23 protein-coding genes are annotated in these 22464 nt (G+C 62.7%); 9 read left to right on the top strand and 14 right to left on the bottom strand.

The features are described 5' to 3' along the window. The first annotated feature begins 219 nt into the window (after positions 1-219). A complete protein-coding gene (gene rpmB / locus KKY_RS14260; protein WP_014132070.1) occupies positions 220-504 on the top strand; it encodes a 50S ribosomal protein L28 in 285 nt (94 codons plus the stop codon). A gap of 171 nt (positions 505-675) precedes the next feature. Continuing rightward, complete coding sequence (locus tag KKY_RS14255; protein WP_041529489.1) at positions 676-1311, top strand: VUT family protein; 636 nt, start codon at positions 676-678, stop codon at positions 1309-1311. Positions 1312-1338: 27 nt separating this feature from the next. Here the strand turns inward: KKY_RS14255 and KKY_RS14250 are convergent, their stop codons facing one another. The 5 genes from KKY_RS14250 to KKY_RS14230 all read right to left on the bottom strand — a co-directional run bounded on the left by KKY_RS14250 (position 1339) and on the right by KKY_RS14230 (position 7301). Further along, on the bottom strand, positions 1339-2382 hold the full coding sequence (locus tag KKY_RS14250) for a M42 family metallopeptidase (RefSeq protein WP_014132068.1): 1044 nt from the start codon (positions 2380-2382) through the stop codon (positions 1339-1341). A gap of 9 nt (positions 2383-2391) precedes the next feature. Continuing rightward, a complete protein-coding gene (locus KKY_RS14245) occupies positions 2392-3372 on the bottom strand; it encodes an esterase-like activity of phytase family protein (protein ID WP_014132067.1) in 981 nt (326 codons plus the stop codon). A 23-nt stretch (positions 3373-3395) separates the two neighbouring features. Beyond that, complete coding sequence (gene cobT, locus KKY_RS14240) at positions 3396-5279, bottom strand: cobaltochelatase subunit CobT (RefSeq protein WP_014132066.1); 1884 nt, start codon at positions 5277-5279, stop codon at positions 3396-3398. A gap of 201 nt (positions 5280-5480) precedes the next feature. Further along, positions 5481-6461, bottom strand: coding sequence for a cobaltochelatase subunit CobS (gene cobS / locus KKY_RS14235; protein WP_014132065.1), 981 nt, complete (start codon positions 6459-6461; stop codon positions 5481-5483). Positions 6462-6641: 180 nt separating this feature from the next. Next, on the bottom strand, positions 6642-7301 hold the full coding sequence (locus tag KKY_RS14230; RefSeq protein WP_014132064.1) for a J domain-containing protein: 660 nt from the start codon (positions 7299-7301) through the stop codon (positions 6642-6644). 144 nt (positions 7302-7445) lie between these two features. Between KKY_RS14230 and KKY_RS14225 the strand changes: the two genes are divergently transcribed. Beyond that, entirely contained in the window at positions 7446-7709 is a 264-nt protein-coding gene (locus KKY_RS14225) for a BolA family protein (RefSeq protein ID WP_014132063.1), read from the top strand. Here KKY_RS14225 and KKY_RS14220 read toward each other — a convergent pair. Genes KKY_RS14220 through KKY_RS14210 form a run of 3 tightly spaced genes read right to left on the bottom strand, consistent with a single transcriptional unit; the run spans position 7693 to position 10678 of the window. Further along, positions 7693-8970, bottom strand: coding sequence for an HlyC/CorC family transporter (locus KKY_RS14220; RefSeq protein ID WP_014132062.1), 1278 nt, complete (start codon positions 8968-8970; stop codon positions 7693-7695). The genes KKY_RS14225 and KKY_RS14220 overlap by 17 nt on opposite strands. Next, the gene (gene aroB, locus KKY_RS14215; RefSeq protein ID WP_041528796.1) at positions 8970-10088 is read right to left on the bottom strand and encodes a 3-dehydroquinate synthase; all 1119 of its coding nucleotides are present in this window, start codon (positions 10086-10088) and stop codon (positions 8970-8972) included. The genes KKY_RS14220 and aroB overlap by 1 nt, the downstream gene beginning before the upstream one ends. Further along, positions 10085-10678 (bottom strand): shikimate kinase, encoded by a 594-nt coding sequence (locus KKY_RS14210; RefSeq protein ID WP_014132060.1) that lies wholly within the window; start codon positions 10676-10678, stop codon positions 10085-10087. Before KKY_RS14210 ends, aroB begins: the two co-directional genes overlap by 4 nt. A 117-nt stretch (positions 10679-10795) precedes the next feature. Between KKY_RS14210 and KKY_RS14205 the strand changes: the two genes are divergently transcribed. The 4 genes from KKY_RS14205 to KKY_RS14190 all read left to right on the top strand — a co-directional run bounded on the left by KKY_RS14205 (position 10796) and on the right by KKY_RS14190 (position 14079). Further along, positions 10796-10948: a hypothetical protein gene (locus KKY_RS14205; RefSeq protein ID WP_014132059.1), complete on the top strand. Its 153-nt coding sequence runs from the start codon at positions 10796-10798 to the stop codon at positions 10946-10948. Beyond that, positions 10945-11844: a site-specific tyrosine recombinase XerD gene (locus tag KKY_RS14200; protein WP_014132058.1), complete on the top strand. Its 900-nt coding sequence runs from the start codon at positions 10945-10947 to the stop codon at positions 11842-11844. The genes KKY_RS14205 and KKY_RS14200 overlap by 4 nt, the downstream gene beginning before the upstream one ends. 117 nt (positions 11845-11961) lie before the next feature. Next, entirely contained in the window at positions 11962-12921 is a 960-nt protein-coding gene (locus KKY_RS14195; RefSeq protein ID WP_014132057.1) for an acetyl-CoA carboxylase carboxyltransferase subunit alpha, read from the top strand. Positions 12922-13053: 132 nt separating this feature from the next. Then, complete coding sequence (locus tag KKY_RS14190; protein ID WP_014132056.1) at positions 13054-14079, top strand: L,D-transpeptidase family protein; 1026 nt, start codon at positions 13054-13056, stop codon at positions 14077-14079. A gap of 63 nt (positions 14080-14142) precedes the next feature. Here the strand turns inward: KKY_RS14190 and KKY_RS14185 are convergent, their stop codons facing one another. The 5 genes from KKY_RS14185 to KKY_RS14165 form a co-directional block, all read right to left on the bottom strand. After that, positions 14143-14541: a (deoxy)nucleoside triphosphate pyrophosphohydrolase gene (locus tag KKY_RS14185; RefSeq protein ID WP_014132055.1), complete on the bottom strand. Its 399-nt coding sequence runs from the start codon at positions 14539-14541 to the stop codon at positions 14143-14145. Further along, a complete protein-coding gene (locus KKY_RS14180) occupies positions 14538-15293 on the bottom strand; it encodes a GNAT family N-acetyltransferase (protein WP_014132054.1) in 756 nt (251 codons plus the stop codon). Before KKY_RS14180 ends, KKY_RS14185 begins: the two co-directional genes overlap by 4 nt. A 70-nt stretch (positions 15294-15363) precedes the next feature. Beyond that, positions 15364-16596, bottom strand: coding sequence for a bifunctional glutamate N-acetyltransferase/amino-acid acetyltransferase ArgJ (argJ, locus tag KKY_RS14175; protein WP_014132053.1), 1233 nt, complete (start codon positions 16594-16596; stop codon positions 15364-15366). Positions 16597-16674: 78 nt separating this feature from the next. Beyond that, positions 16675-17193, bottom strand: coding sequence for an SRPBCC family protein (locus KKY_RS19710; protein ID WP_050811725.1), 519 nt, complete (start codon positions 17191-17193; stop codon positions 16675-16677). A gap of 136 nt (positions 17194-17329) precedes the next feature. Beyond that, complete coding sequence (locus KKY_RS14165) at positions 17330-17614, bottom strand: putative antibiotic biosynthesis monooxygenase (protein WP_014132051.1); 285 nt, start codon at positions 17612-17614, stop codon at positions 17330-17332. 278 nt (positions 17615-17892) lie between these two features. On the opposite strand from KKY_RS14165, the gene KKY_RS14160 reads away from it, so the two are divergent. Next, positions 17893-18510, top strand: a complete 618-nt coding sequence (locus KKY_RS14160; protein ID WP_014132050.1) for a TetR/AcrR family transcriptional regulator — start codon at positions 17893-17895, stop codon at positions 18508-18510. A 36-nt stretch (positions 18511-18546) separates the two neighbouring features. Here KKY_RS14160 and KKY_RS14155 read toward each other — a convergent pair whose 3' ends face one another. Next, complete coding sequence (locus tag KKY_RS14155; protein WP_014132049.1) at positions 18547-19491, bottom strand: peptidylprolyl isomerase; 945 nt, start codon at positions 19489-19491, stop codon at positions 18547-18549. 274 nt (positions 19492-19765) lie between these two features. Between KKY_RS14155 and secA the strand changes: the two genes are divergently transcribed. Further along, a complete protein-coding gene (gene secA, locus KKY_RS14150; RefSeq protein ID WP_014132048.1) occupies positions 19766-22432 on the top strand; it encodes a preprotein translocase subunit SecA in 2667 nt (888 codons plus the stop codon). Positions 22433-22464 lie beyond the last annotated feature (32 nt).

The raw sequence follows: 22464 nt of genomic DNA, 5'->3' as shown, positions 1-22464 counted from the left end.
ATTCGCCGCGTCACGAATCAGTGTAACCGCTAGGTTGCCTGCTGCGATTCGGCCTGTCCAGCGGCCTTGGGACACAATAAGGCTGCGCAGACGCGCTAACGCTTGACGGACTGGCCCCGTTTCTCTATATCCCCGGCCAAAGTTTCTTCCACTTTAGAACCCAGACCGGTTGACTGGGGGCTCGCCCCGGTCCCGATACGATTGACAGGAATTAGAACAATGGCACGGCGCTGTGAACTCACCGGCAAGGGCGTGATGACCGGCAACAATGTGAGCCATGCGCTCAACCGGACCCGCCGCCGCTTTCTGCCCAACCTCTGCGACGTGACGCTGATTTCCGAAGCGCTGGACCGTTCGGTCAAGCTGCGCGTTTCGGCGTCCGCGCTGCGCACCGTCGAGCACCGTGGCGGTCTCGATGCTTTCCTCATGAAAGCCAAGGACGAGGACCTTTCGGTCCGCGCGCTCGGCATCAAGAAGGAAGTCCGCGCCGCTATCGCCAGCTAAGGCGAGATGACGCGCAGGAATTTTCGCGCCGCGTGAGGGTAGCCTGACGCGGCGTTTTCTTTCTGGTTGCACCGGTCACCTGCCGGATCGCGGCCACTTCATCGAAGCCATAAGGCTTTGTGGATCAATCCGGCGGTCATCTTGCCGCTTGTGGAAAAGGACAGCGACGCTATGGGCGTACGTTTTTTCTGGGCCGTTCTGGCCATGGCGGTGGTGGTCACCGCGTCGAACTATCTCGTGCAATTTCCGGTCGAGGCGTCGCTGGGCGCAATCAACCTCGCCGATATTCTGACCTGGGGCGCTTTCACCTATCCGGTGGCCTTCATGGTCAACGATCTGACCAACCGCCATTTCGGGCCGGCGGCGGCGCGGGTGGTGGTGCTTGTCGGTTTTGCCATCGCCGTGGTGTGGAGCATTTTCCTTGCCTCGCCGCGCATCGCGATCGCCTCGGGTTCGGCCTTCCTTATCGCCCAGTTCCTCGACGTTTCGATTTTCGACAAGCTCCGGGCCGGCAAATGGTGGCATGCGCCGCTGATCTCGTCGGTGCTGGGCGCGGTGATCGATACGATCCTGTTCTTCGGCATCGCCTTTGCGACGGCGTTCGCGTTTCTCGATACGGGGCTGGGGCTGGAAGACGGCTCGCTCCCCTTCCCGACCCCCTTGCTTTCGGTGGGGCCGGACGTGCCGCTCTGGGTATCGCTGGCGGTGGGCGACTTCCTCGTCAAGATTATTGTGACGCTGGTTTTGCTGGTGCCCTACAAGGCGCTGCGGCGGGCCATTCCGGACCGGACGGTGTCGGTGGCATAATGAAAAAGGGGGCCTTTCGGCCCCTTTTTATTTGCCCTTGAGGTAGGCGACGAGAATATCGAGGGCCGCCTTGAGGTCGGATTTTTCGATCATTTCGGCGACCGTGTGGATATAGCGGGTGCCCACCACGATGCCGATGGCGCGGGCGCCGGCGGCGGCCTGCTGGGCGGCGGCGGCGTCCTGTCCGCCCGAAGCGAGGATGGAGCGCTGGACGGGGATATCTTGTTTTTTGGCCAGCGCCTCGATCTCCTCGACCAGATCGAAATCGGCGATGAACGAGCCATCCTTGATGGTCAGGCCAACGCCCTTGCCCTGGGCGGTGACCATTTCGTTTTCGGGCACGCCCGGCGTATCGCAGGCCAGCGTCGTATCGATACCGAGCCCGATATCGGGTGAAACGGCGAAGGCGGCGGTGCGGGCGCCGCGCAGGCCCACTTCTTCCTGCGTGGTGAAGGCGACGTGGATTTCGCACTCATGGTCGACCCCGCTTTCGGCGAGGGCGCGGATGGCCTCGATGCCCAGCCAGCAGGCGACACGGTTGTCGAGGGCCTTGGAGACGATCTTTTCGCCCATTTCGATGAGCGGCTCGTCCATGACGATGAAATCGCCGACCCGGACTTTCTCGCGGGTCTCGGCGCCGAAACCGATATCGACGAAGAACTCCTTGATGGCGGGGATCTTCTTGCGATCTTCGGGCGATGATATGTGCAGCGGACGCCCGCCGGCGTTCATGACGCCTGGGTAATCGCCATCGGGGGTAACGACCTTGACGCGGCGTGCGAACAGGGTGCGCGGATCGAAGCCGCCGACATTGTCGATGTGGATCCAGCCCTTTTCGGACACATGGGTGACCAGGAACCCGATCTCGTCCATGTGGCAGAGCAGCATGATTTTCAGCGGGTTTTTGGCTTTGGTGCGCGATTTGCGTACGGCAATCAGCGAGCCCATGGAATCGGTTCTGACCTCATCGAAAAGGCCTTCGATTTCGGTTTCGATCAGTTTGCGCACGCGGTGTTCGCGGCCGGGGACGCCGGGGGTTTCGCACAAGGCGCGCAGCAGGTCGATGTTCATGGGGAACTCCTAGTCGGGAAGAGAAAATTCGAGCAGCAGGGTACGCTGGAAGGAATTGAAATTGTCGTCGGAAACAATGGTGACCCGGGTTTGGCCGTCGGGCAAGGTGCGCACGCCCAATCCTTCGAAACTGTCGACTGCGCTGCCCGAGCCCGAAACGATCACCTCGCCAGCCATGGTGGCACCGGGGCGGACCTCTTCGGCGGGGATCAGGCGGACCTGCATGGAAAAGGCAAGGAAGGCCAGGCCGCGTTCGAGGACGAGCAGATCGCCATTGGGCAGGAAGGCGCAATCGGTGGGATTGACGCCCGGGGCCATTTCCAGCCCCAGATCGCCGCGATCACGATTGCCCAGAAGGGTTGCGGCCCATTGGCCAGCGATCCGGGCGTGGGCCTCTGCAATGATCAGGGTCGAGCCGGCGACCGGGGAAGCGGGCGGGGCGATGCACACCGATTCGATGGATTCATTGGTGCGCAAATCGGTCAGCCATTGAGGGATGGCGACTTCGCGGGCCGGGCCGAAAGGGCGTCCGTCGACGAGATCGAATTCTGCTATGCGGGCCAGGTTCTCAAACCCCACCCGCACGGCGTCGGGCCGGCCGTCGCGGACCACAATCTCGATGGCTTCGGAATCGGAAGAAAACCTGTTGGGCAGGGGATTGCCCGAGGAATTGCGGACGATATCGATTTGGGCATCGGAGAGACCCGCGGGGGCGCCATCGGCGAGATCGAGCGTGCCCGAAAGGAAGCGCCCCTGATCGGTGACCACGACGAACCGGGCGGCATCGAGAAAGGCGAGCCCGGACATGCCGCCGAAATCGGGATGGGTGGCGGTCAGCTCCAGCCCGCCTTCAAAAATCAGCCCGTCGATTGGTTCGCCGATCGCAGCGTTGCGGAAGCCGGTGATGGGGCGGGCGGAAACCGTTATCGCTTCGGCACTCGGGGACTGGGCGGGAGCGGATGCTGCCGCCAGACCGAGTGTGACCGTCAACAAGGAGGCGCCGGCGAAACGTCTCAGCGCCGCCTCCGGGCTTCGCCGGGCAGTTCTTCGTCGAACAGGGCGGCCAGATTGTCGGTCATGGCGCCGGCCAGTTCGTCTGCGTCGAGGATGGTGACGGCGCGGCGATAATAGCGCGTCACGTCATGGCCGATGCCGATGGCGACCAGTTGGACCGGCGAGCGGGTTTCGATCTCCTCGATCACAGCGCGCAGATGGGCTTCGAGGTAGTTGCCCGGATTGACGCTTTGCGTGGAATCATCGACCGGGGCGCCGTCGGAAATCACCATGAGGATGCGGCGGTTTTCCGGGCGGTTGACGATGCGCTTGTGGGCCCATTGCAGAGCTTCGCCGTCGATGTTTTCTTTCAGCAACCCCTCGCGCATCATCAGGCCCAGATTGCGCTTGGCGTGGCGCCATGGTTCGTCGGCGCCCTTATAGATGATGTGGCGGATGTCGTTGACGCGGCCGGGATTGGGCGGACGTCCGGCATCGAGCCAGGCTTCGCGCGATTTGCCGCCCTTCCAGGCGCGGGTGGTAAAGCCGAGGATTTCCACCTTGACGCCGCAGCGCTCCAGCGTGCGCGCGAGAATATCGCCGCAGATCGCCGCAATGGTGATGGGCCGGCCGCGCATGGAGCCGGAATTGTCGATCAGAAGCGTCACGCAGGTGTCGCGAAATTCGGTGTCGCGCTCGGCCTTGAAGGAAAGAGCCTGCAGCGGATCGGTGACGACGCGGGTTAAACGCGCGGTATCGAGCACGCCTTCCTCGAGGTCGAAATCCCAGCCACGGTTCTGCTGAGCCATCAATCTGCGCTGCAGCTTATTGGCCAGCCGGGCGACGGCGCCGGCCAGATGTTCGAGCTGCTTGTCGAGCAATTGGCGGAGCTGGTCGAGCTCTTCGGGCGGGCACAGATCGGCGGCCGAGACGATCTCGTCGAACTTGTCGGTGAAGATCTTGTAGGTCGGCTGGTTGGACAGGCGCTGCTCGCCTTCGCCCTGCGGGGGCGGGGCGGGGGCATCCTCGCCGGCTTCGGCCTGGGCGTCCTCGTCGGTGTCGGCGCTGTCGGCTTCCATGCCCTCGACGTCGCCGGTTTCCTCGTGCTCGCCGGGCGCCTCGTCGGTGCCGTCCATGTCCTGGTTGTCGGCGTCGCCGTCCTGCTCTTCCTCCTCGCCATTGGTGGCCTGATTGTTCTGAGCATCCTGATCGGAACCGTCGGAATCGTCCTGGTCGAACTGGTCGGGATCGGCTTCGGCCAGAAGGTCGAGATCGCGCAGGATGGAGCGGGTCTTTCTTGAAAATTCGGTCTGGTTGTCGAGATGGCCGGCCAAATCGTCCAGCGAGGTGCCAAGGCGGCCCTCGAGCCTTTCGCGCCAGAGGTCGACAATGGGGGTGCCCGAGGGCGGGATGGGGATGCCGGCGACCTTTTCGCGCATCATCAGCCCCAGTGCCTCGGCCAATGGGGCGTCAGCGATATCGGTGACATTGGCATAATTGGCGCGGAACAGCCGGTCCTCGATCATCTCGGCGATGTTGCCGCTCATGCCGGCCATGCGTGCGCAGCCCAGCGATTCCACGCGCGCCTGTTCGAGGGCGTCGAAGGCGGCTTTGGCGTCCGGGTCCCTGGGGGCAAGGCGGCGATGGGTATCGGCATCGTGGCTGGCCATGCGCATGGCCATGGCGTCGCCCTGGCCGCGGGCGATGGCGATGTCGCGGGAGGTCGGCAGCCGGGGCAGGGCGGCAAGGCGGGCCTTATCTGCGGTGAGGATGGGCCGGTCGGCGGTGAAGGAGACTTCGAGTTCGTGCTTGCCTGCAATGGTGCGCACTGCCGCGCCGACCGCTGCCTTGAACGGGCCGGTCGGGTCGGGCTTGTTGGCTTTGATGCGCGGGGGCTGGGCCATGGAATTTATCTCAATACCGTTCTGATCGGGGCAAGCTCAGAGCCCCCTCATCCGTCTCGCCCTTCGGGCAATCCACCTTCTCCCCCAAGGGGGCGAAGGAAAGCAGGGCACCGACGCTTCGGCAAGAGCCTCCCTCTCCCCTCGAGGGGAGAGGGCCGGGGTGAGGGGGGAGCGGCAAGCACCGGAGTCCGCCTTCGCCCCTTACGCCGAAATCGCCAGATTGGCGGCCGATTCGGGCAGATCGACGCCGAACACCCGCTGGTAGAATTCGGCGACTACGGGGCGCTCGAGTTCGTCGCATTTGTTGAGGAATGTCAGCCGGAAGGCAAAGCCGATATCGCCGAAGATTTCGGCGTTTTCGGCCCAGGTGATGACGGCGCGCGGGCTCATGACGGTCGAGAGGTCGCCATTGATGAAGGCCGAGCGGGTGAGATCGGCGACGCGGACCATGTTGGAGACCAGTTTACGGCCCTCATCGTCCTTGTCGTAGCTCTTGGCCTTGGCCAGAACGATGCCGACTTCCTTTTCGTGCGGCAGATAGTTCAGCGTCACGACAATCGACCAGCGGTCCATCTGGCCCTGGTTGATCTGCTGGGTGCCGTGATAGAGGCCCGAGGTGTCGCCGAGACCGATGGTGTTGGTCGTCGCAAACAGCCGGAAGGCGGGGTGCGGGCGGATGACGCGGTTCTGGTCGAGGAGCGTCAGGCGGCCGGCCACTTCGAGCACGCGCTGGATCACGAACATCACATCGGGGCGTCCGGCGTCGTATTCGTCGAACACCAGCGCGATGTTGTTCTGGACGGCCCAGGGCAGGATGCCGTCGCGGAACTCGGTGACCTGCTTGCCGTCGCGCAGGACGATGGCGTCCTTGCCGACAAGGTCGATACGGGAAACGTGGCTATCGAGATTGACGCGGACCAGCGGCCAGTTGAGCCGTGCGGCGACCTGTTCGATATGAGTGGATTTGCCCGTGCCGTGATAGCCCTGCACCATGACGCGGCGGTTGAAAGCGAAACCGGCGAGAATGGCGAGAGTGGTGTTGCGATCGAACAGATAGTCCGGATCGATCTCGGGCACGTGGTCGGTGCGGTCCTTATAGCCCTTGACCACCATGTCGCTGTCGATCCCGAACAGATCGCGCACTGAATACTCGGTGTCGGGGAGGTTGGAAAACTCAGTCATGATTTGCCTCGTCTCGGGCGCACCGGAACCCATGTTTTTCCGATGCTAAGGCGCGTTCGGTTCGCGTCTTTTGGGAAAAAATTCGGAGCGCTTATAGCAACACAACTGCCATAAACCTAGAGGAGCCGATGCCGCAAGCGTCCGGGAGGTGTTTCGCCGGGCTTTTCGCATTGCAGAACATCAGACAAAGCCGCGCTGCTTGAGATGGTTATAAGCGGAAATGATGTTGCGCAGCCGGTCTTCGGAGCCCTTGTCGCCGCCATTGGCGTCGGGGTGATGGAGCTTGACCAGGGCCTTGTAGGCCGACTTGATCTCAATGGATGCCTTGCGGCCATCAAGGCCCAGCACCTCGAAAGCGGCCCGGTCCTGACCGGTGAGCGTGATGGCGCGCTCGGCATTTTCGCCCTTGCCACCTGCATCCTGGCGGGCGCGTGAGCGCAAGCGGGCGAAGACGCCGTTGACGTCGCGGAACTGGCTGCCGGTATAGTCGCGGGGCTTGTATTTTTTTGGCTGCGGATCGGATTTGCCGAAGCGGTTGGAGCCATAGGCCCAGGTCTCGCGGCTGCCGGGCGCGTTCATTTTCGTGGCGTGATCGGCGATTTCCTCGTCGTCCATGCCGGAGAAATAATTGTAGGCCTTGTTGTAGTGGCGCACATGCTCAAGGCAGAAATTGTGGAACTGGCCCTCGGAGCGCGCGCCTTTGGGCGCCTTGTGCATGCCGGGCTTGTCGCATCCTTCCCAATCGCACGCCGGATGCGTCGCCACCTGCTCTTCAACCTGAGAGCGGCGAGGCTTGATGCGGACGGAATCGAAGATATTGGATTTGGAGTTGGTCGACATGAAAGCGAACGGGAACCTTTGTTGCGGGGCCAGCAGGTTTTCGTAAGATCGCTCTAGCGAAACGAAAGCCCATAATCATATACCGTTTGGAACCGGCTTGCCCGGTTCAATTTGTTCTATTTTCAATAACAGGCGTGTTGACACATGAGCGTTCGCGACGACATCGAAGCCAAACTCACCGAAATCTTCGCACCGAGTGCCATCGAGGTGATCGACGATTCAGAGCGTCATCATGGTCACGCAGGATGGCGGGAAGGGGGCAATACCCATTTCCGCATCATCATTGCCAGCGAAAAACTCGACGGGCTGAGCCGTATCGAACAGCATCGCGCCATCAACGCGGCGCTTTCCGATCAGTTCGATGCCGGGCTGCACGCGCTGGCCATCAAGGTCACCCCTTCGCGCTGACGGCCATTTCGACGGGCGAAATCCTGAGCTGGGTGACGCGGTTGTGCTGGCGGCGCAACACCTTGAAGCGCAGATTGTGGAAGGTGAATTGCTGGCCCGGATCGGGGATCAGCTTGGCTTCGTGAATCACCAGCCCGGCAACGGTGGTGGCTTCCTCGTCGGGCAGGTTCCAGTCGAGCGCGCGGTTGAGGTCGCGGATGGGAAGCTGTCCATCAACAATGTAGGAACCATCGGCCTGCTTGCGCACGCCATCGATCACAGCGTCGTGCTCGTCGGCGATCTCGCCCACGATTTCCTCGAGGATGTCTTCGAGCGTGATGAGCCCCTGGACCTCGCCATATTCATCGACAACCAGTGCGAAATGCAGCTTGCGCTTCAAAAAGGCGTTGAGCTGGGCCTGGGCCGAGGTCGTATCGGGCACGAACCATGGCTTGAAGGCGATCCTGGCGGGGTTGACCCTTGTGAAATCGCCGTCGGCCTTCTGGATGGCGCGCAGGAGATCCTTGGCGTGGACCACGCCGATGATGTTGTCCTGCTTGTCCTTATAGAGCGGCACGCGGGTGAAGGGGCTGTCGAGGATGGCGCCGATCAGTTCGTCGGTCGGCATGTCGGCATCGAGCGCCAGCATGCGCGTTCTGTGCACCATGACGTCGGACACTTCGAGTTCGCGCAGGTCCAAAATGCCGCCCAGCATGTCGCGGTCGCCCTTGACCACTTCGCCCTCGGAATGAAGGAAATCCACGGTACCGCGCAATTCCTCATGGCCCGAGATGTCGCTGGCCTTGTCGGGATCGAGGCCGAACAGGCGCAGGATGAGGTTGACGAGGGCCTGGACGGCCAGCGTTACCGGTGAAAACACCAGGACGATCACCCGGATGACGGGTGCAACCACGAGGGCAAAGCCGTCGGGCCGGATCAGGGCGAGGGTTTTCGGCAGTACCTCGGAAAAGACCACGACGGCGGCGGTCATGGCCAGGGTGGCATAGGCGATGCCGGCCTCGCCGAAAATCTGGATCAGCACCGAAGCGGCAAGCGTCGAGGCCAGAATGTTGACGACGTTGTTGCCCAGAAGGATGGCGCCGATCAGGCGTTCTTTCTCTGCCGTGAGCTTTTCGACAAGCGAGGCGCGCTTGTTGCCCGATTTGGCCAATTGGTACATGCGGGCCCGCGAGGAGGCGGTCAGCGCGGTTTCCGAGCCGGAAAAGAAAAAGCTCAGGGCCAGAAGGGCGATAATGGCGAGCAGGGACAGCCACAGCGACATCAGCGAATTTCCTCAAGGAAGGTTGCGACCGTTTGCGGGTCGACGTTCTTTTCGATGAAGGCCCTGCCGATGCCGCGGGTCAGGATGAAGGTCAGCGCGCCGCGCGACACTTTCTTGTCCTGGCCGATGGCGTCCATGAGCACTGGAGTGGGTGGCAGGTCTCCGGGAATATCGGCCAATGTAGTGGGCAGGCCGGCATTTTTCAAATGGGCCTCGACACGGCCGGCATCCTGGGAAGGAGCAAGGCCCAGTTTCGCCGAAAATCGATGCGCCAGCACCATGCCGATGGCGACGCCTTCACCATGGAGCAGGCGGTCGGAATAGCCTGTCGCCTTTTCAAGCGCGTGGCCGAAGGTGTGGCCGAGATTGAGCAGGGCGCGATTGCCGGTTTCGCGTTCGTCCTCGGCAACGACGCGGGCCTTGGCGGCGCAAGCGCGGGCAATGGCCTCGCCCCGGGCGGGGCCGCCGGCCTGGATTTCGGGATAGTTGGCTTCGAGCCAGAAAAACAGGTCCTCGTCGTCGATCAGCCCGTATTTGGCCAGTTCGGCATAGCCGGCGGCGAACTGGCGCGGTGGGAGAGTTTCGAGCGCTGCAAGGTCGGCCAGCACCAGACGGGGTTGGTGGAAGGCGCCGACAAGGTTCTTGCCGTGGCTCGAATTGATGCCGGTCTTGCCCCCGACCGAGGAATCCACCTGGGCGAGAAGCGAGGTGGGGATCTGGACGAAATCCATGCCGCGCCGGGCGATGGACGCGGCAAAGCCGGCCAGATCGCCGATGACCCCGCCGCCAAGCGCAATCAGGATGTCGCTGCGTTCGAGCCGGGCGGCAAGGATGGCATCGACGACGGTCTGAAGGTGGCCCCAGGATTTGGAGGCCTCGCCGGCGGGGACGAGGATTTCGCTGTGGGCGAGCCCGGCAGCATCGAGCGATGCGGCAAGGCGCGGAAGCTGGGCGCTTGCGACATTGTCATCTGTCACGATGCCGTAGCGCGCCCCGGGGAACATTGCAGCCAGCCGAGCGCCCGCACTGTCGATCGCATCGGGGGCGATGACGATGTCATAGGCGCGCGCGCCCAGCGGCACATGAACTGTGTGGAGTGGCGGATGCTGCAAACTCATTGGGCTTTCGTTGTGTCGAAATGGCGCGAAATGGCGGCGAGGATGTCGTTGACGACCACGTCATGGGGCACATCGCGCGAAGCGACGGTCAGGTCGGCAAGGGCATAGACGGGATAGCGCTTGTCGATCAGGCCCTGGAGCGTGCCGCGCGGGTCGGGCGTCTGGAGCAGGGGACGGCCGGGGCGTTTGGATACGCGGGCGAACAGCAGGTCGAAATCGGCCTTGATCCAGATCGATACCGCATGGGTCTTTATGGCGTCCCGGGTTTCGGGATTGATGAAGGCGCCGCCGCCCGTCGCGATTATGCCCTGATGCTCGCGCAGCAGGCGCGAGATGACACGGGCTTCGCCGGCCCGGAATTCGGGTTCGCCATGGGCGGCGAAGATATCGGGGATCGACATGCCGGCGGCGGTTTCGATTTCCGCGTCGGAATCGGTGAAGGGCAGGCCAAGCCGGTTGGCAAGACGGCGGCCGACGGTGGTCTTGCCCGCGCCCATCATGCCCACGAGCACGACGGGCCGTCCGGCCAGGGCGTCGAGCACCTGGCTTTCGGCTTTCGGCTTGGCGATGCCTGTCGCGTTCTGCCCCATCTCGGTGCCCCTATTGGTTGAAGTGGTTCAAGCCTCTGGCGGTCTGGCTGTCAAGGTCGCTCGCTTGCGAGGGACGCGCAAATCTGGAAAAATCACCTCGGATCGCCGAGGATGCCCATGCCCACATTGTTTCGCCTGCTGGTTGCAATCGCCTTTGTCGTCGGGCTGGCCTATGCGGGCATGTTCGCGCTGGCGGTGCTTGTCGAGCCCAATGAGCGCGAGGTGACGGTGCGGGTTCCCACGCGCGACCTGCTGGCGGATACGCAGTGACAAAGGACGGCCATCTCATCGAGGCGTTCCTTGAAATGATGAGCGCCGAACGCGGCGCGGCAGCCAATACGATCCAAGCCTACCAGCGTGACCTGCTCGATTATGCCGGTTTTCTGGCCAACAGGCACAAGGCGATTTCCGAGGCGGGACGCGAGGATGTCGCTCTTTATCTCGCCCATCTTTCCGAACAGGGCCTTGCGGCGAGTTCGAGCGCCAGGCGATTGAGCGCGGTGCGGCAATTGCACAGGTTTTTGGTGTCCGAGGGCAGCAAGGCCGACGATCCCACACGCATCGTTTCGGCACCGAAGGCGGGGCGGGGGCTGCCCAAGGTGCTTTCGGTCGAGGAGGTGGACAGGCTTTTGAAATGCGCCGAGGACGAAGCGGCGGGGGGCGAGGATGGCGCGGTGCGGCTCTACGTGCTGCTCGAATTGCTCTATGCCACGGGGCTGCGGGTGTCCGAGCTGGTGGCGCTCGAGCGCAAGGCGGTGCGGCGCGAGGCCGATCATTTGACCATTGCGGGCAAGGGCGGCAAGGAGCGGCTGGTGCCGCTCAACGACCGGGCCAAGGACGCCCTGGTGGGGTGGATCGAGAGTACCGGGAAGGAAAAATTCGTTTTTCCCGCCAAAGGAGCCGAGGGGCACCTGGCGCGGCAGGTGTTCGCGCGCGACCTCAAGGGATTGGCGGGGCGGGCCGGATTGCCGGTTGCCAAGGTGTCCCCGCACGTGCTGCGCCATGCCTTCGCCTCCCACCTGCTTCAGAACGGGGCGGACTTGCGGGTGGTGCAGATGCTTTTGGGCCATGCGGACATTTCAACCACCCAGATTTATACCCATGTTCTTGACGCCCATCTGCGCAAACTGCTCGAAGATCACCATCCGCTGTCGGACGATGCTTGACACGGGCAGGTCTAATCGACACTTTCCCGCCACTTTGGGACCATAGGTCATCGCGCTCGCTGGCATCTGGTGCCGGCCGTACAAACATGAGAAGGTTGCCCGAAACGGGCGGATTGCATGCAGTCATATCTCGATTTCGAAAAACCCGTCGCCGAGCTCGAAGGCAAGATCGCCGAGCTCAAGAACCTCGCCCAGACCGACGAGGCGGTCTCGATCGGTGACGAGGTTTCCCGCCTGCAGCAGCGGGCCGACGATGCCTTGCGTGACATCTATAAAAAGCTCACTCCCTGGCAGAAGACGCAGGTGGCGCGCCATCCGCAGCGCCCGCATTTTTCCAATTACCTTTCGGCGCTGGTGACCGAATGGACGCCCCTGGCCGGGGACCGCAAATATGCCGAAGACCCCGCCATTCAGGCCGGGTTCGGGCGCATCGACGGGGTGCCGGTGGCCATTCTGGGCCAGGAAAAGGGCAATGATACCGAAAGCCGGCTCAAGCACAATTTCGGCATGGCGCGGCCCGAGGGCTACCGCAAGGCGGTTCGGATCATGGAAATGGCCGACCGGTTCGGCCTGCCGGTGATCTCGTTCGTCGATACGGCGGGGGCCTATCCCGGTATCGGCGCCGAAGAGCGCGGTCAGGCCGAGGCCATCGCGCGCTCGACGGAAAAATGTCTCGAGATCGGCGTGCCCAATCTCTCCATCGTCATCGGCGAGGGCGGCTCGGGCGGGGCGATCGCCATTGCGGCGACCAACAAGGTGCTCATGCTCGAACATTCGGTCTATTCGGTGATCTCGCCCGAGGCGGGCGCATCGATCCTGTTCCGCGATGCGGGCAAGGCCCAGGACATGGCCGCCGCCCAGAAGATCACCGCCCAGGATCTCCTGGCGCTGAAAGTGATCGACGGGATCATCGAGGAGCCTATCGGCGGCGCGCATCGCAACCCCGAAAAGGTGTTCGCCGACGCCCGGGCCGAAATCGTCAAGTTTCTCGGCGAATATGACGACGATCTGGGGCCGCTGGAAATCCGCGAGCAGCGGCGTGAGAAATTCCTGGCGATCGGGACCGCGCTCACCTGAATTTGACCGCGCCGTCTTGCAATTTGCGTAAAATTTAGGTCGATTACCCGACAACCTTACCGAGCGTTAACCCTGTAGTGGCATAGAGGGGCCGGGGGCAAGGCGTACAGGAACTGTTGGGTCAGGGCATAAATGCTCCGTAAAATCGTCCTTCTGGCCGTATCGCTCGTTGTTGCGGGTGTTCTGGCCTCATGTTCGGCGCTCGAGGGCGACGGCCGTCATCTCGTTCCGCTTTCGGGGGCCGCCAAGACGCGGCTGGCTTCCATGGGGTCCAGCCCGCAAGCGGCCATGATGATCCGCATCTTCAAGGAAGAATCGGTGCTCGAAGTCTGGAAGCAGACGGCGGCGGGCGATTACAAGCTGTTCAAATCCTATGAGATCTGCACATGGTCGGGCGAGTTGGGGCCCAAATTCTACGAGGGCGACCGGCAGGCGCCCGAAGGGTTCTATACGATTACCCCGGGACTGATGAACCCGAACTCGAACTATTACCTGGCCTTCAATCTGGGCTTTCCCAATCGATATGATCGCACCCACGGGCGGACGGGCAGCCATCTGATGGTGCATGGCGCGTGCTCGTCGGCGGGGTGTTATGCCATGGAAGACGAGCAGATCGCCGAGATTTACGCCCTGGCGCGGGAGGCTTTCACCGGCGGCAACCGTTCGTTCGAGGTGCAGATCTTTCCGTTCCGCATGACGCCGGAAAACATGGCCAAGCACCAGTCGAGCCAGCACATCGATTTCTGGAACAATATCAAACAGGGCTACGATTATTTCGAGGTCGCCAATACGCCTCCCGCATGGGATGTTTGCGACGGGCGGTATGTGTTCCGCCAGCCGACGGCCGTCAATGCGACGGCATCAATGGCGGGAAGCTGCCAGGCGGTGGTGGCCGATGCGTCCATCGTTTCGGCCTTCCAGGCCCGCCAGTCCGCCGATGCAGCGGCGATTCAAAGCGCGATCATACGGCTTGCCGATTCCGAGGCCGCCGCTGCGGAGGCCGAGCAGCGCCGTCTCAATGCCGAGGCGGAAATGGCAGCGCGGGGCGAAGCGATCAACAATGCGGTGGGCGGGTTTTTCGATACGCTTTTCAGCCCACTCGACGCCCTGGGGGCCGGCCAGCCGGCTCCGGTCGCGGACGGCACGCCGCAGAGCTGATTACGGAACTTTGACGAGAATGCGGACCATCGCTTGAGCGTTTCAAGCGGTGGTGGAAAAGGTTCAGAGCAGGTCGCAGAGCGGGGCGATCAGCGGGATGTCGGCGGGGGGCATTGGGTAATCGTGCAGCTTTTGCGGGCGCACCCATTTGAGCGCTGAATGCTCGTTGGCGACGGGCGTGCCCTGCCATTTCCTGCACACATAGAGCGGCATCATCAGATGCCAGTCGTCATAGGTGTGGCTGGCAAAGGTCAAGGGGGCGAGGCAGGCTTCTTTTGTCTCGATTTCCAACTCTTCAGCCAGTTCGCGGATCAGCGCGGCTTCGGGGGTTTCTCCGGGCTCGATCTTGCCGCCGGGAAATTCCCACAGGCCGGCAAGTTGCTTGCCTTGAGGCCGCTGGGCGATCAGCACGCGCCGGTCGGCGTCGACAAGCGCGCAGGCCACGACGAGGGTGATTTTCATTGCGCTTGGGCCTCTGGCTTGCGGCGGTAGTGGTAGGGGTAGCGGAAGACGAACCCCATGGCGAGATAGAGGGCAATGGCCGGACCGTTGTCGCCCTGGACCTGGAGGGCTGCGTGGCTGGCGCCGTTTTCGGCGCCCCAGCTCAGCGCGCTGGCCATCATGCGGCGCCCGAAGCCTTGGCCGCGCAGCGCCTTGGAGGTGATGACGTCATAGACCATGACGATGCCCTCGCTCTCGACACACAGGAGCGATGCTCCGGGGGCTCCGTGATCATCGGCGAGGACGATGCCGCAGGCCGGACGCTTGAGCGCGCCGAGGATGGCGGCGAAGGTCGCCTGCTGCGCGGCGTCGAAACCCTGAAGCGCCGTTTGCGCGGCGAGAAAGGCAGGGTCGGTCGCATCGTAAAGGCTGGCGGCGCCATCGAAGCCGTCGGTCTGGGTGAGGGGTGCACAGAGCACGAGGCTCGTCTTGAAACGCTCCCAGCCCGCTCCATCGAGCGCATCGAGAATGCTGTCGCCGGTCAGCGGCGTCACCCTGAAGACGGTGGGCAGATCGTGTTCGGTGTAGCGGGCCGAAAGCGCATCGATCCGTTGGGCGGCGTTGCCGTCATCGGAAGGGTCGAGCGCCCAGATCGAATTGGAGCGCCCCGAAAAGCCCGCTGCAAGCCGGGCGCGCCATTGGCCATCCTCGATGGTTTCCAGCGCCGGCCAAGTGGCGAGGGACGCGGTTTCGATTTCGGATACAGTGAGCAAGCTGGATCACACTTCTCTTTTGTCGCGTTGTCGAACCGCAAAACCGGTTCCCACTTTTGCTGACAACGCTCTAACTTCTGTAGCTGCCGTTGATATCGATATAGCCGTGGGTCAGATCGCAGGTGTAAACCGTGGCGCTGCCTTCGCCGAGCCCGATATCGACGCTGATCGAAAGTTCTTCGCCCTTCATATAGGCGGTCGCCGCATCCTCGGAATAATCGGGCGCGCGCTGCCCGTTGCGGGCGAGGACATGCTCGCCAAAGGCGATGGTAAGCCGGTCGCGGTCGGCGGGCTGGCCGGCCTTGCCCACCGCCATGACGATGCGGCCCCAATTGGCGTCCTCGCCGGCGATTGCCGTCTTGACGAGGGGGGAGTCGGCGATGGCGCGGGCGATTTTTGCCGCGCTGTCGTCGGATGTGGCGCCGGTGACGTTGACGGCGACGAATTTGGTCGCCCCTTCGCCGTCGCGCACCACCTGCATGGCGAGGTCGAACAGCACGTCATTGAGCGCCTCGCCGAAGATTTCGGCGCGCGGATCGTCGAGGGAGGCGATGGGATCGATCCCCGCCTTGCCCGTAGCGAAGGCCAGAAGCGTATCGGAGGTCGAGGTGTCGCTGTCGACGGTGATGGCGTTAAAGCTCGTCCGGTTGTGTTTGGCGAGCAGCGCCTGGAGCACATCGGCGGCGACGGGGGCGTCGGTGAAGACGAAGCTGAGCATTGTCGCCATGTCGGGCGCGATCATGCCCGATCCCTTGGCGATGCCAGCGATGGAGGTCGTCGTGCCGTCGATGTCGATCGTTGCCTCGGCCAGCTTGGGGAAGGTGTCGGTGGTCATAATCGCCCTGGCCGGCTCCATCCAAGGCTCGGCGGTCAGTTGGCCCGTGAGGTTCTGCAGCACGCCATCGAATTTGGTGGCGTCGAGCGGTTCGCCGATGACGCCGGTCGAGGCGAGAAAGATTTCGGACGCTTCACACCCCACTGCCTTGGCGGCGATGTCGGCGGTCAGTTTCACCGATTCGATGCCCTTTAAACCGGTAAAGGCGTTGGCGTTGCCCGAATTGACGACGAGTGCGCGGGCTGTGCCGCCGCCAAGGTTCTGCCGGCACCAATCGATGGCGGCGGAGGGGCAGAGCGAACGCGTCAAAACGCCGGCAACCACTGTGCCCGGATCGAAAACCGCGAGCAGCACGTCGGTGCGCCCCTTGTAGCGGATGCCCGCTTCGGCGGTGGCAAAGCGCACGCCGGCAATGGCGGGCGGGGCGACATAGGTTTTGGGGGCAAGGGGAGAGACGGGCAGGGCCATGGCGGAAGTCCTTGGGGACGCGAGGTATTTCAAGCCCACCGTGTGCCTTAACATCTCTCCTCTGGCAAGGGGCGCAATCTATTGCCGGGCGGCGTGCCGCGCGATGCGCAAGGCCATCGTATCGCGGTTTTCGACGAGGTCGCGCAGCAGCGGCAATGTGCTCCGCCAGTAAAAGGCCACATGGTTGCGGCCCGAGTCGGGGCCGATCTCGAAATTCTTGCCCCTGCGCACCGGGGAAGCGGGGACGGAATGGGTAACCTCGAGGCGGGTCTGTCCGGCCGTTTCGGCGAGCCGGATGGTGATGAGGGAATAATTTTCGGGCAGGTCGGGCAGGCCCGAAACGCGGGGCAGGACGCGATAGGACAGGATGTCGGGGGCGATGGCGCGGAGGACCTCGCCCTTGTCCGCGCTCTTTTTTCCGACAATCAGCGGCGTGAGGACAAGTGAGGAGCCGGGTTGCCAGTCGGTGGCGAAATCGGCGCCCGCCCAGATGCGGCTCTTGTCGCGGTCAACAAGGGCATTCCAGACGGCAGGTGCGGGCGTGGCGATGGTAATCTGGTCGCAGAGCGTGGCGTAGGGCATGGAACGGATCCGCATGGGAATCGGATCGGTTCAGTATAGCGCACATTTTTTGCCGGGAGGCGGCCCGCCAGGCGGCGCTGGTCATCGACTTTTCACGCATGCCCGGTTGCAGACCGGCGGCCCGGACCGCCGGTCTGTTTATGTTGCGGGCTCACCGGCGCGCGGGGCGCATGATGAAACCGGCAAAGCGCTTCTGGATCTGGGGGATCATCCAGAACACCATTATGGCGACCATGATCGGGGCGACGATCAGGGTCGTCTGCCAGATGGGCCAGCCGGCGGTGAGAGGGAGGACGAGGTAGAGAATGAGTGTGATGATGGGATAGACCCCGATCAGGGTCACAAGAAACTGCCGCGACCTGTCGGGGCGGAGTGAAGGCGCCTGGCCAGCGGTGGCGGCGGAGGGCGAGCGGGTGGAGGATGAAATAGTGGACATTTTGAATGCCTTTCGAAACGGAACGTTTCGTTATATATTGAAACGAGCCGTTTCGTTCAAGTGGATATTTTCAGTTTTTTTGCCTATATCTCGCGCTGGCCCGATTTGGGGGTGGGGCTGAAGAATTGGCATCGGGCGCGGGATTGCGGGACCGGTCGATAAAAGCGCTGCCCGGTCGGGGCGAGGCGGCTCTTTCGGTTTCGACCGGGAGAGCAGGGCATTTGAACATGGGGAGGGCCGGACGCACCGCGTCGGGTCGAGGGAAGGAAGACGAGACAATGGCAAAAGAAGACGGTACGGACGCGGTCAGGCGCGGCTCGATCGGCGCCAAACGCAATCCGGCCAGCCAGCAGGCCATTCTCGATGCGGCCGAAGCCATCCTGAGCGAAGAGGGGCTATCGGGGTTTTCCATCGAAGCGGTGGCGCGGCGGGCGCGGGCCGGCAAGCCGACGGTCTATCGCTGGTGGCCCTCCAAGGCGGCCCTGCTGCTCGACGTCTATCAGGGGTTCAAGAATGCCAGGGCATTCCCCGATACCGGCAATTTCGAAGACGATCTGCGGGGGTTTCTGACCAACCAACTGATCGGGTTCTGGAGTGAGGGGATCTGCGGCACCGTATTCCGCTCGGTGATCGCGGAGGCCCAGAGCGACCCGCAGGCCGCCGAGGCGCTGTTTGCCTATGAGCGGGTGCGGCGCAAATTTGCCGAACAATTGGTGGACCGGGCCAAGGCGCGCGGCGAAATCGACCCCGGGGCCGATAGCGCCGTCATCATCGAACTTCTTGCCGGGTTTGCCTGGCACCGGCTTCTGACCGGCCGGCTCGAAGGCTCGGACGCCGATATCGAAAGGGTTGTGGCCACCATCATGGCGGCGACAAAAAAGAACCCCGGCGTTTAGACCGGGGTTCGACATGAGCGGATCAGGTGGCGGGCATTAAATGCCGCCCTGGGCCTCGACCTGAGCGGCGAGGTCGGGGTCTTCGATCTCGATTTCGACGCCGGTCTTGATTTCGTCGATTGCCGCTTCGTAGTTCTCATAGAGAACCTGCTGGGCAACCTGCTGGCGCACTTCCTCGAGCGGGGGCGCTTCGGAGAGGCGACGGTCTTCGAGATAGATCAGGTGGAAGCCGAACTGGCTTTCGACCGGCTGAGAGAGTTCGCCGATTTCAAGCGCCATGGCGGCCTGCTCGAATTCGGGGACCATCATGCCGGTGGAGAAATAGCCCAGATCGCCGCCATTGGCGCGGGTGCCGTCGGTGCCGTATTCGCTGGCGGCGTCGGCAAACTCGCGACCGCCTTCGATCTCGGCGCGGATTTCGTTGGCCTCCTCCTCGGTGGGCACCAGGATGTGGCGGGCCCGCACTTCGGGCTCGGGAGCGAAATCGGCGACCAGTTCCTCATAGGCAGCCTGGATCGCCTCTTCGGTCACCTGATTTTCGACGATCGAGTTGAAAAAGGCGCGGCGCAGGGCCTGATCCTCGAGATAGGCAAGGCGCCGGGTGAAATCCTCGGTCTCGGCAAGCCCATCCTCGCGGGCGGCACTGGCCATCAGCTTCATGTCGATGATGACGGTCAAAAGGAAACCGCGCCGCTGGTCGGCGGGAATGGACTGGAGTTCCTGGGTCAGCTCTTCTGCAGCCAGAACCAGATCGCCCTCGGTGATTTCTTCTCCGCCCACGGTGGCCAGAACGGTATCGGGGGAAACGGGTTCGGCAGGCGCAGCCGCTTCGGGCGCCGCCTGTTCCGCTGCCTGGGCGGCGGGGGCAGGTTCTGCGTCCTGGGCCCAGGCCGGAGCTGCGCTCAGCGAGACGGCAAGAACCGCCGGGATGAATACGGCCCGAAAGAGGCCGGCCACCGGAGCGGCGAAATCGGATGACATGATGAGAACTCTCCTTGTTTTTCCGAGATCCGGACCCCCCAACGCCCGAACCAAAGTTCCGGATACGCGTTTAGCCCCGGACTTTGGCGGTGGTTTGTCCGATTTTGCCAACGTTGACAACCCATGGTGGCACTCTTACATCTCCTGCCGAAGTTTTCCGCGCTCCTTTCGGCAGCGCCCCGGCCTGCCTCCTTCCTTTCGTGCAAGGCAAGTTCCGGGACGTCGTTCCCGCCGAAATCCGGGCGCATCCAACAGGTTCTAAGGACAATTGTTCATGGCTCTTGCAGCGCTCGCCCGGAAGTTTTTCGGCTCGGCCAACGATCGGCGCGTCAAACGCTATCAATCCAATGTCGATGCCATCAACGCGCTTGAGCCCGAATTCGAAAAGCTTACCGACGACGAATTGAGGGGCAAGACCGAGCAATTCCGCGAGCAATTGCGCAATGGCGCCATGCTGGCCGATGTGCTGGTGCCCGCCTTTGCCACTGTGCGCGAGGGTTCAAAACGCGCGCTGGGCATGCGGCACTTCGATGTGCAGCTCATCGGTGGCATGGTGCTCAACGAGCGGGCCATTACCGAGATGCGCACGGGTGAAGGCAAGACGCTTGTGGCGACGCTTTCGGCCTATCTCAACGCGCTCGAGGAAAAGGGCGTCCATGTCGTTACCGTCAACGACTATCTGGCGCGCCGCGACAGTGAATGGATGGGCAGGCTCTACAGCTTTCTGGGCCTTACCACCGGGGTGATCGTCCACGGGCTCAACGATACCGAGCGCAAGGCGGCCTATGATGCCGACATCACCTATGGCACCAACAATGAATTCGGCTTCGACTATCTGCGCGACAACATGAAATATTCGCGCGCCCAGATGGTGCAGCGCGGACACAATTACGCGATCGTCGACGAAGTGGATTCGATCCTGATCGACGAGGCGCGGACCCCGCTGATCATTTCCGGGCCGTCCCAGGACCGGTCCGAACTCTACAAGACCATCGACAAATACATTCCGCTGCTGGTCGAGGAAGACTATACGATCGACGAAAAGCACCGCGCGGCGAGCTTTACCGACGAGGGTATCGAAAAGCTCGAGGAGATCCTGGAACGCGACGGGTTGATCAAGTCCGGTTCGCTCTATGACATCGACAATGTCTCGATCGTCCACCACCTCAATTCCGCGCTCAAGGCGCACAAGATCTTCAACCGCGACAAGGACTATATCGTCCGCAACGACGAAGTGGTGATCATCGACGAGTTCACCGGCCGCATGATGCCGGGACGGCGGTTTTCCGAAGGGTTGCACCAGGCGCTCGAAGCCAAGGAAGGCGCCAAGATCCAGCCGGAAAACCAGACGCTGGCGTCGATCACCTTCCAGAACTATTTCCGGCTCTATACAAAGCTGGCCGGCATGACAGGCACCGCGGACACCGAAGCGTCCGAATTTGCCGATATCTACGGGCTCGATGTGGTGACCATCCCCACCAACGTGCCCATCGCGCGTGTCGACGAGAACGACCAGATCTACCGCTCGGTCGAGGAAAAATTCCAGGCGATTACCGATGAGGTGATCGCGTGCCGCGAACGCAACCAGCCGGTCCTGGTGGGCACGACCTCCATCGAGCGCTCGGAAATGCTTGCCGATTTCCTCAAGAAGAAGGGCATCAAGGACATCGCCGTCCTCAACGCCCGCCATCACGAGCAGGAAGCCCAGATCATCGCGGCGGCGGGTGTGCCGGGCGCCATCACGATCGCCACCAACATGGCCGGCCGCGGCACCGACATTCAGCTCGGCGGCAATCTGGAGATGCGGCTGGCCAATGAGGCAGAGGGTCTCGAAGGCGAGGCGCTGGAGAAAAAGACGGCCGAGATCAAGGCCGATATCGCCGAGAAAAAGCAGGAAGCCCTGGAAGCGGGCGGGCTTATGGTGATCGGCACCGAGCGCCATGAAAGCCGCCGCATCGACAACCAGTTGCGCGGCCGTTCGGGCCGTCAGGGCGATCCGGGGCGGTCCAAATTCTTCGTCTCGCTGCAGGACGACCTGATGCGCCGGTTCTTTCCCGAACGCATGGAAAAGGTGCTGACCTCGCTGGGGCTCAAGGATGGCGAGTCGATTTCGGACGCCATGGTCACCAAGGCCATCGAGCGCGCCCAGACCCGCGTCGAGGGGCACAATTTCGACATCCGCAAGAACATCCTCAAATATGACGACGTGATGAACGATCAGCGCAAGGTGATCTTCGAGCAGCGCATCGAATTGATGGATGCCGACAACGTCGCCGAAACCATCGCCGATATGCGCCACGACGTCGTGGATTCCATCATCGCCAAATCGGCGCCGGAACGCTCCTATCCCGAACAATGGAACACCGAGCAGCTTGGCGCGGCCTGCAAGACCTATCTGGGCATCGAGCCCCCTCTGGCCCAATGGGCCGACGAGGAAGGCATGGATGTCGAGGTGTTGCGCGAGCGTATCGTCAAGATGGCCGATGATTACGCGGCGGCCAAGGCGGCGCGCATCGGGCCCGACACAATGCGCCAGATCGAAAAGAGCTTCATTTTGCAGTCGATCGATGGGCTGTGGCGCGAGCATCTGGTGACCCTCGATCACCTTTCGAAAGTGGTCGGCTGGCGCGGGCTGGCCCAGCGCGATCCGCTCAACGAATACAAGCAGGAAGCGTTCGAGTTGTTCTCGGGGCTGCTGACCAATCTGCGCGAACTGGTCACCACCCAGATGAGCCATTTCGAGATCAAGCCGCCCGAACCGCAGGCGCCTGCCCAGCTTCGGGAAACCCATCTCGATCCGGTGACCGGCGAGAACGAAGTGCGCGACGAGGACACCCCCAAGGGTCAGTTGAGCCCGGAGGTGATGGCCCGTACCCGCCGCAACGATCCGTGCCCGTGCGGTTCGGGCAAGAAGTTCAAGCATTGCCACGGGGCATTCTAGACCTGTCCCTTTGTCGATTATCCCGATCCCCG

The sequence above is a fragment of the Pelagibacterium halotolerans B2 genome (assembly GCF_000230555.1).
Classification (GTDB): domain Bacteria; phylum Pseudomonadota; class Alphaproteobacteria; order Rhizobiales; family Devosiaceae; genus Pelagibacterium; species Pelagibacterium halotolerans.
The sequence above is the reverse complement of the archived record's forward strand: the minus strand, read 5'-3'. Positions and strand labels throughout refer to the sequence as shown.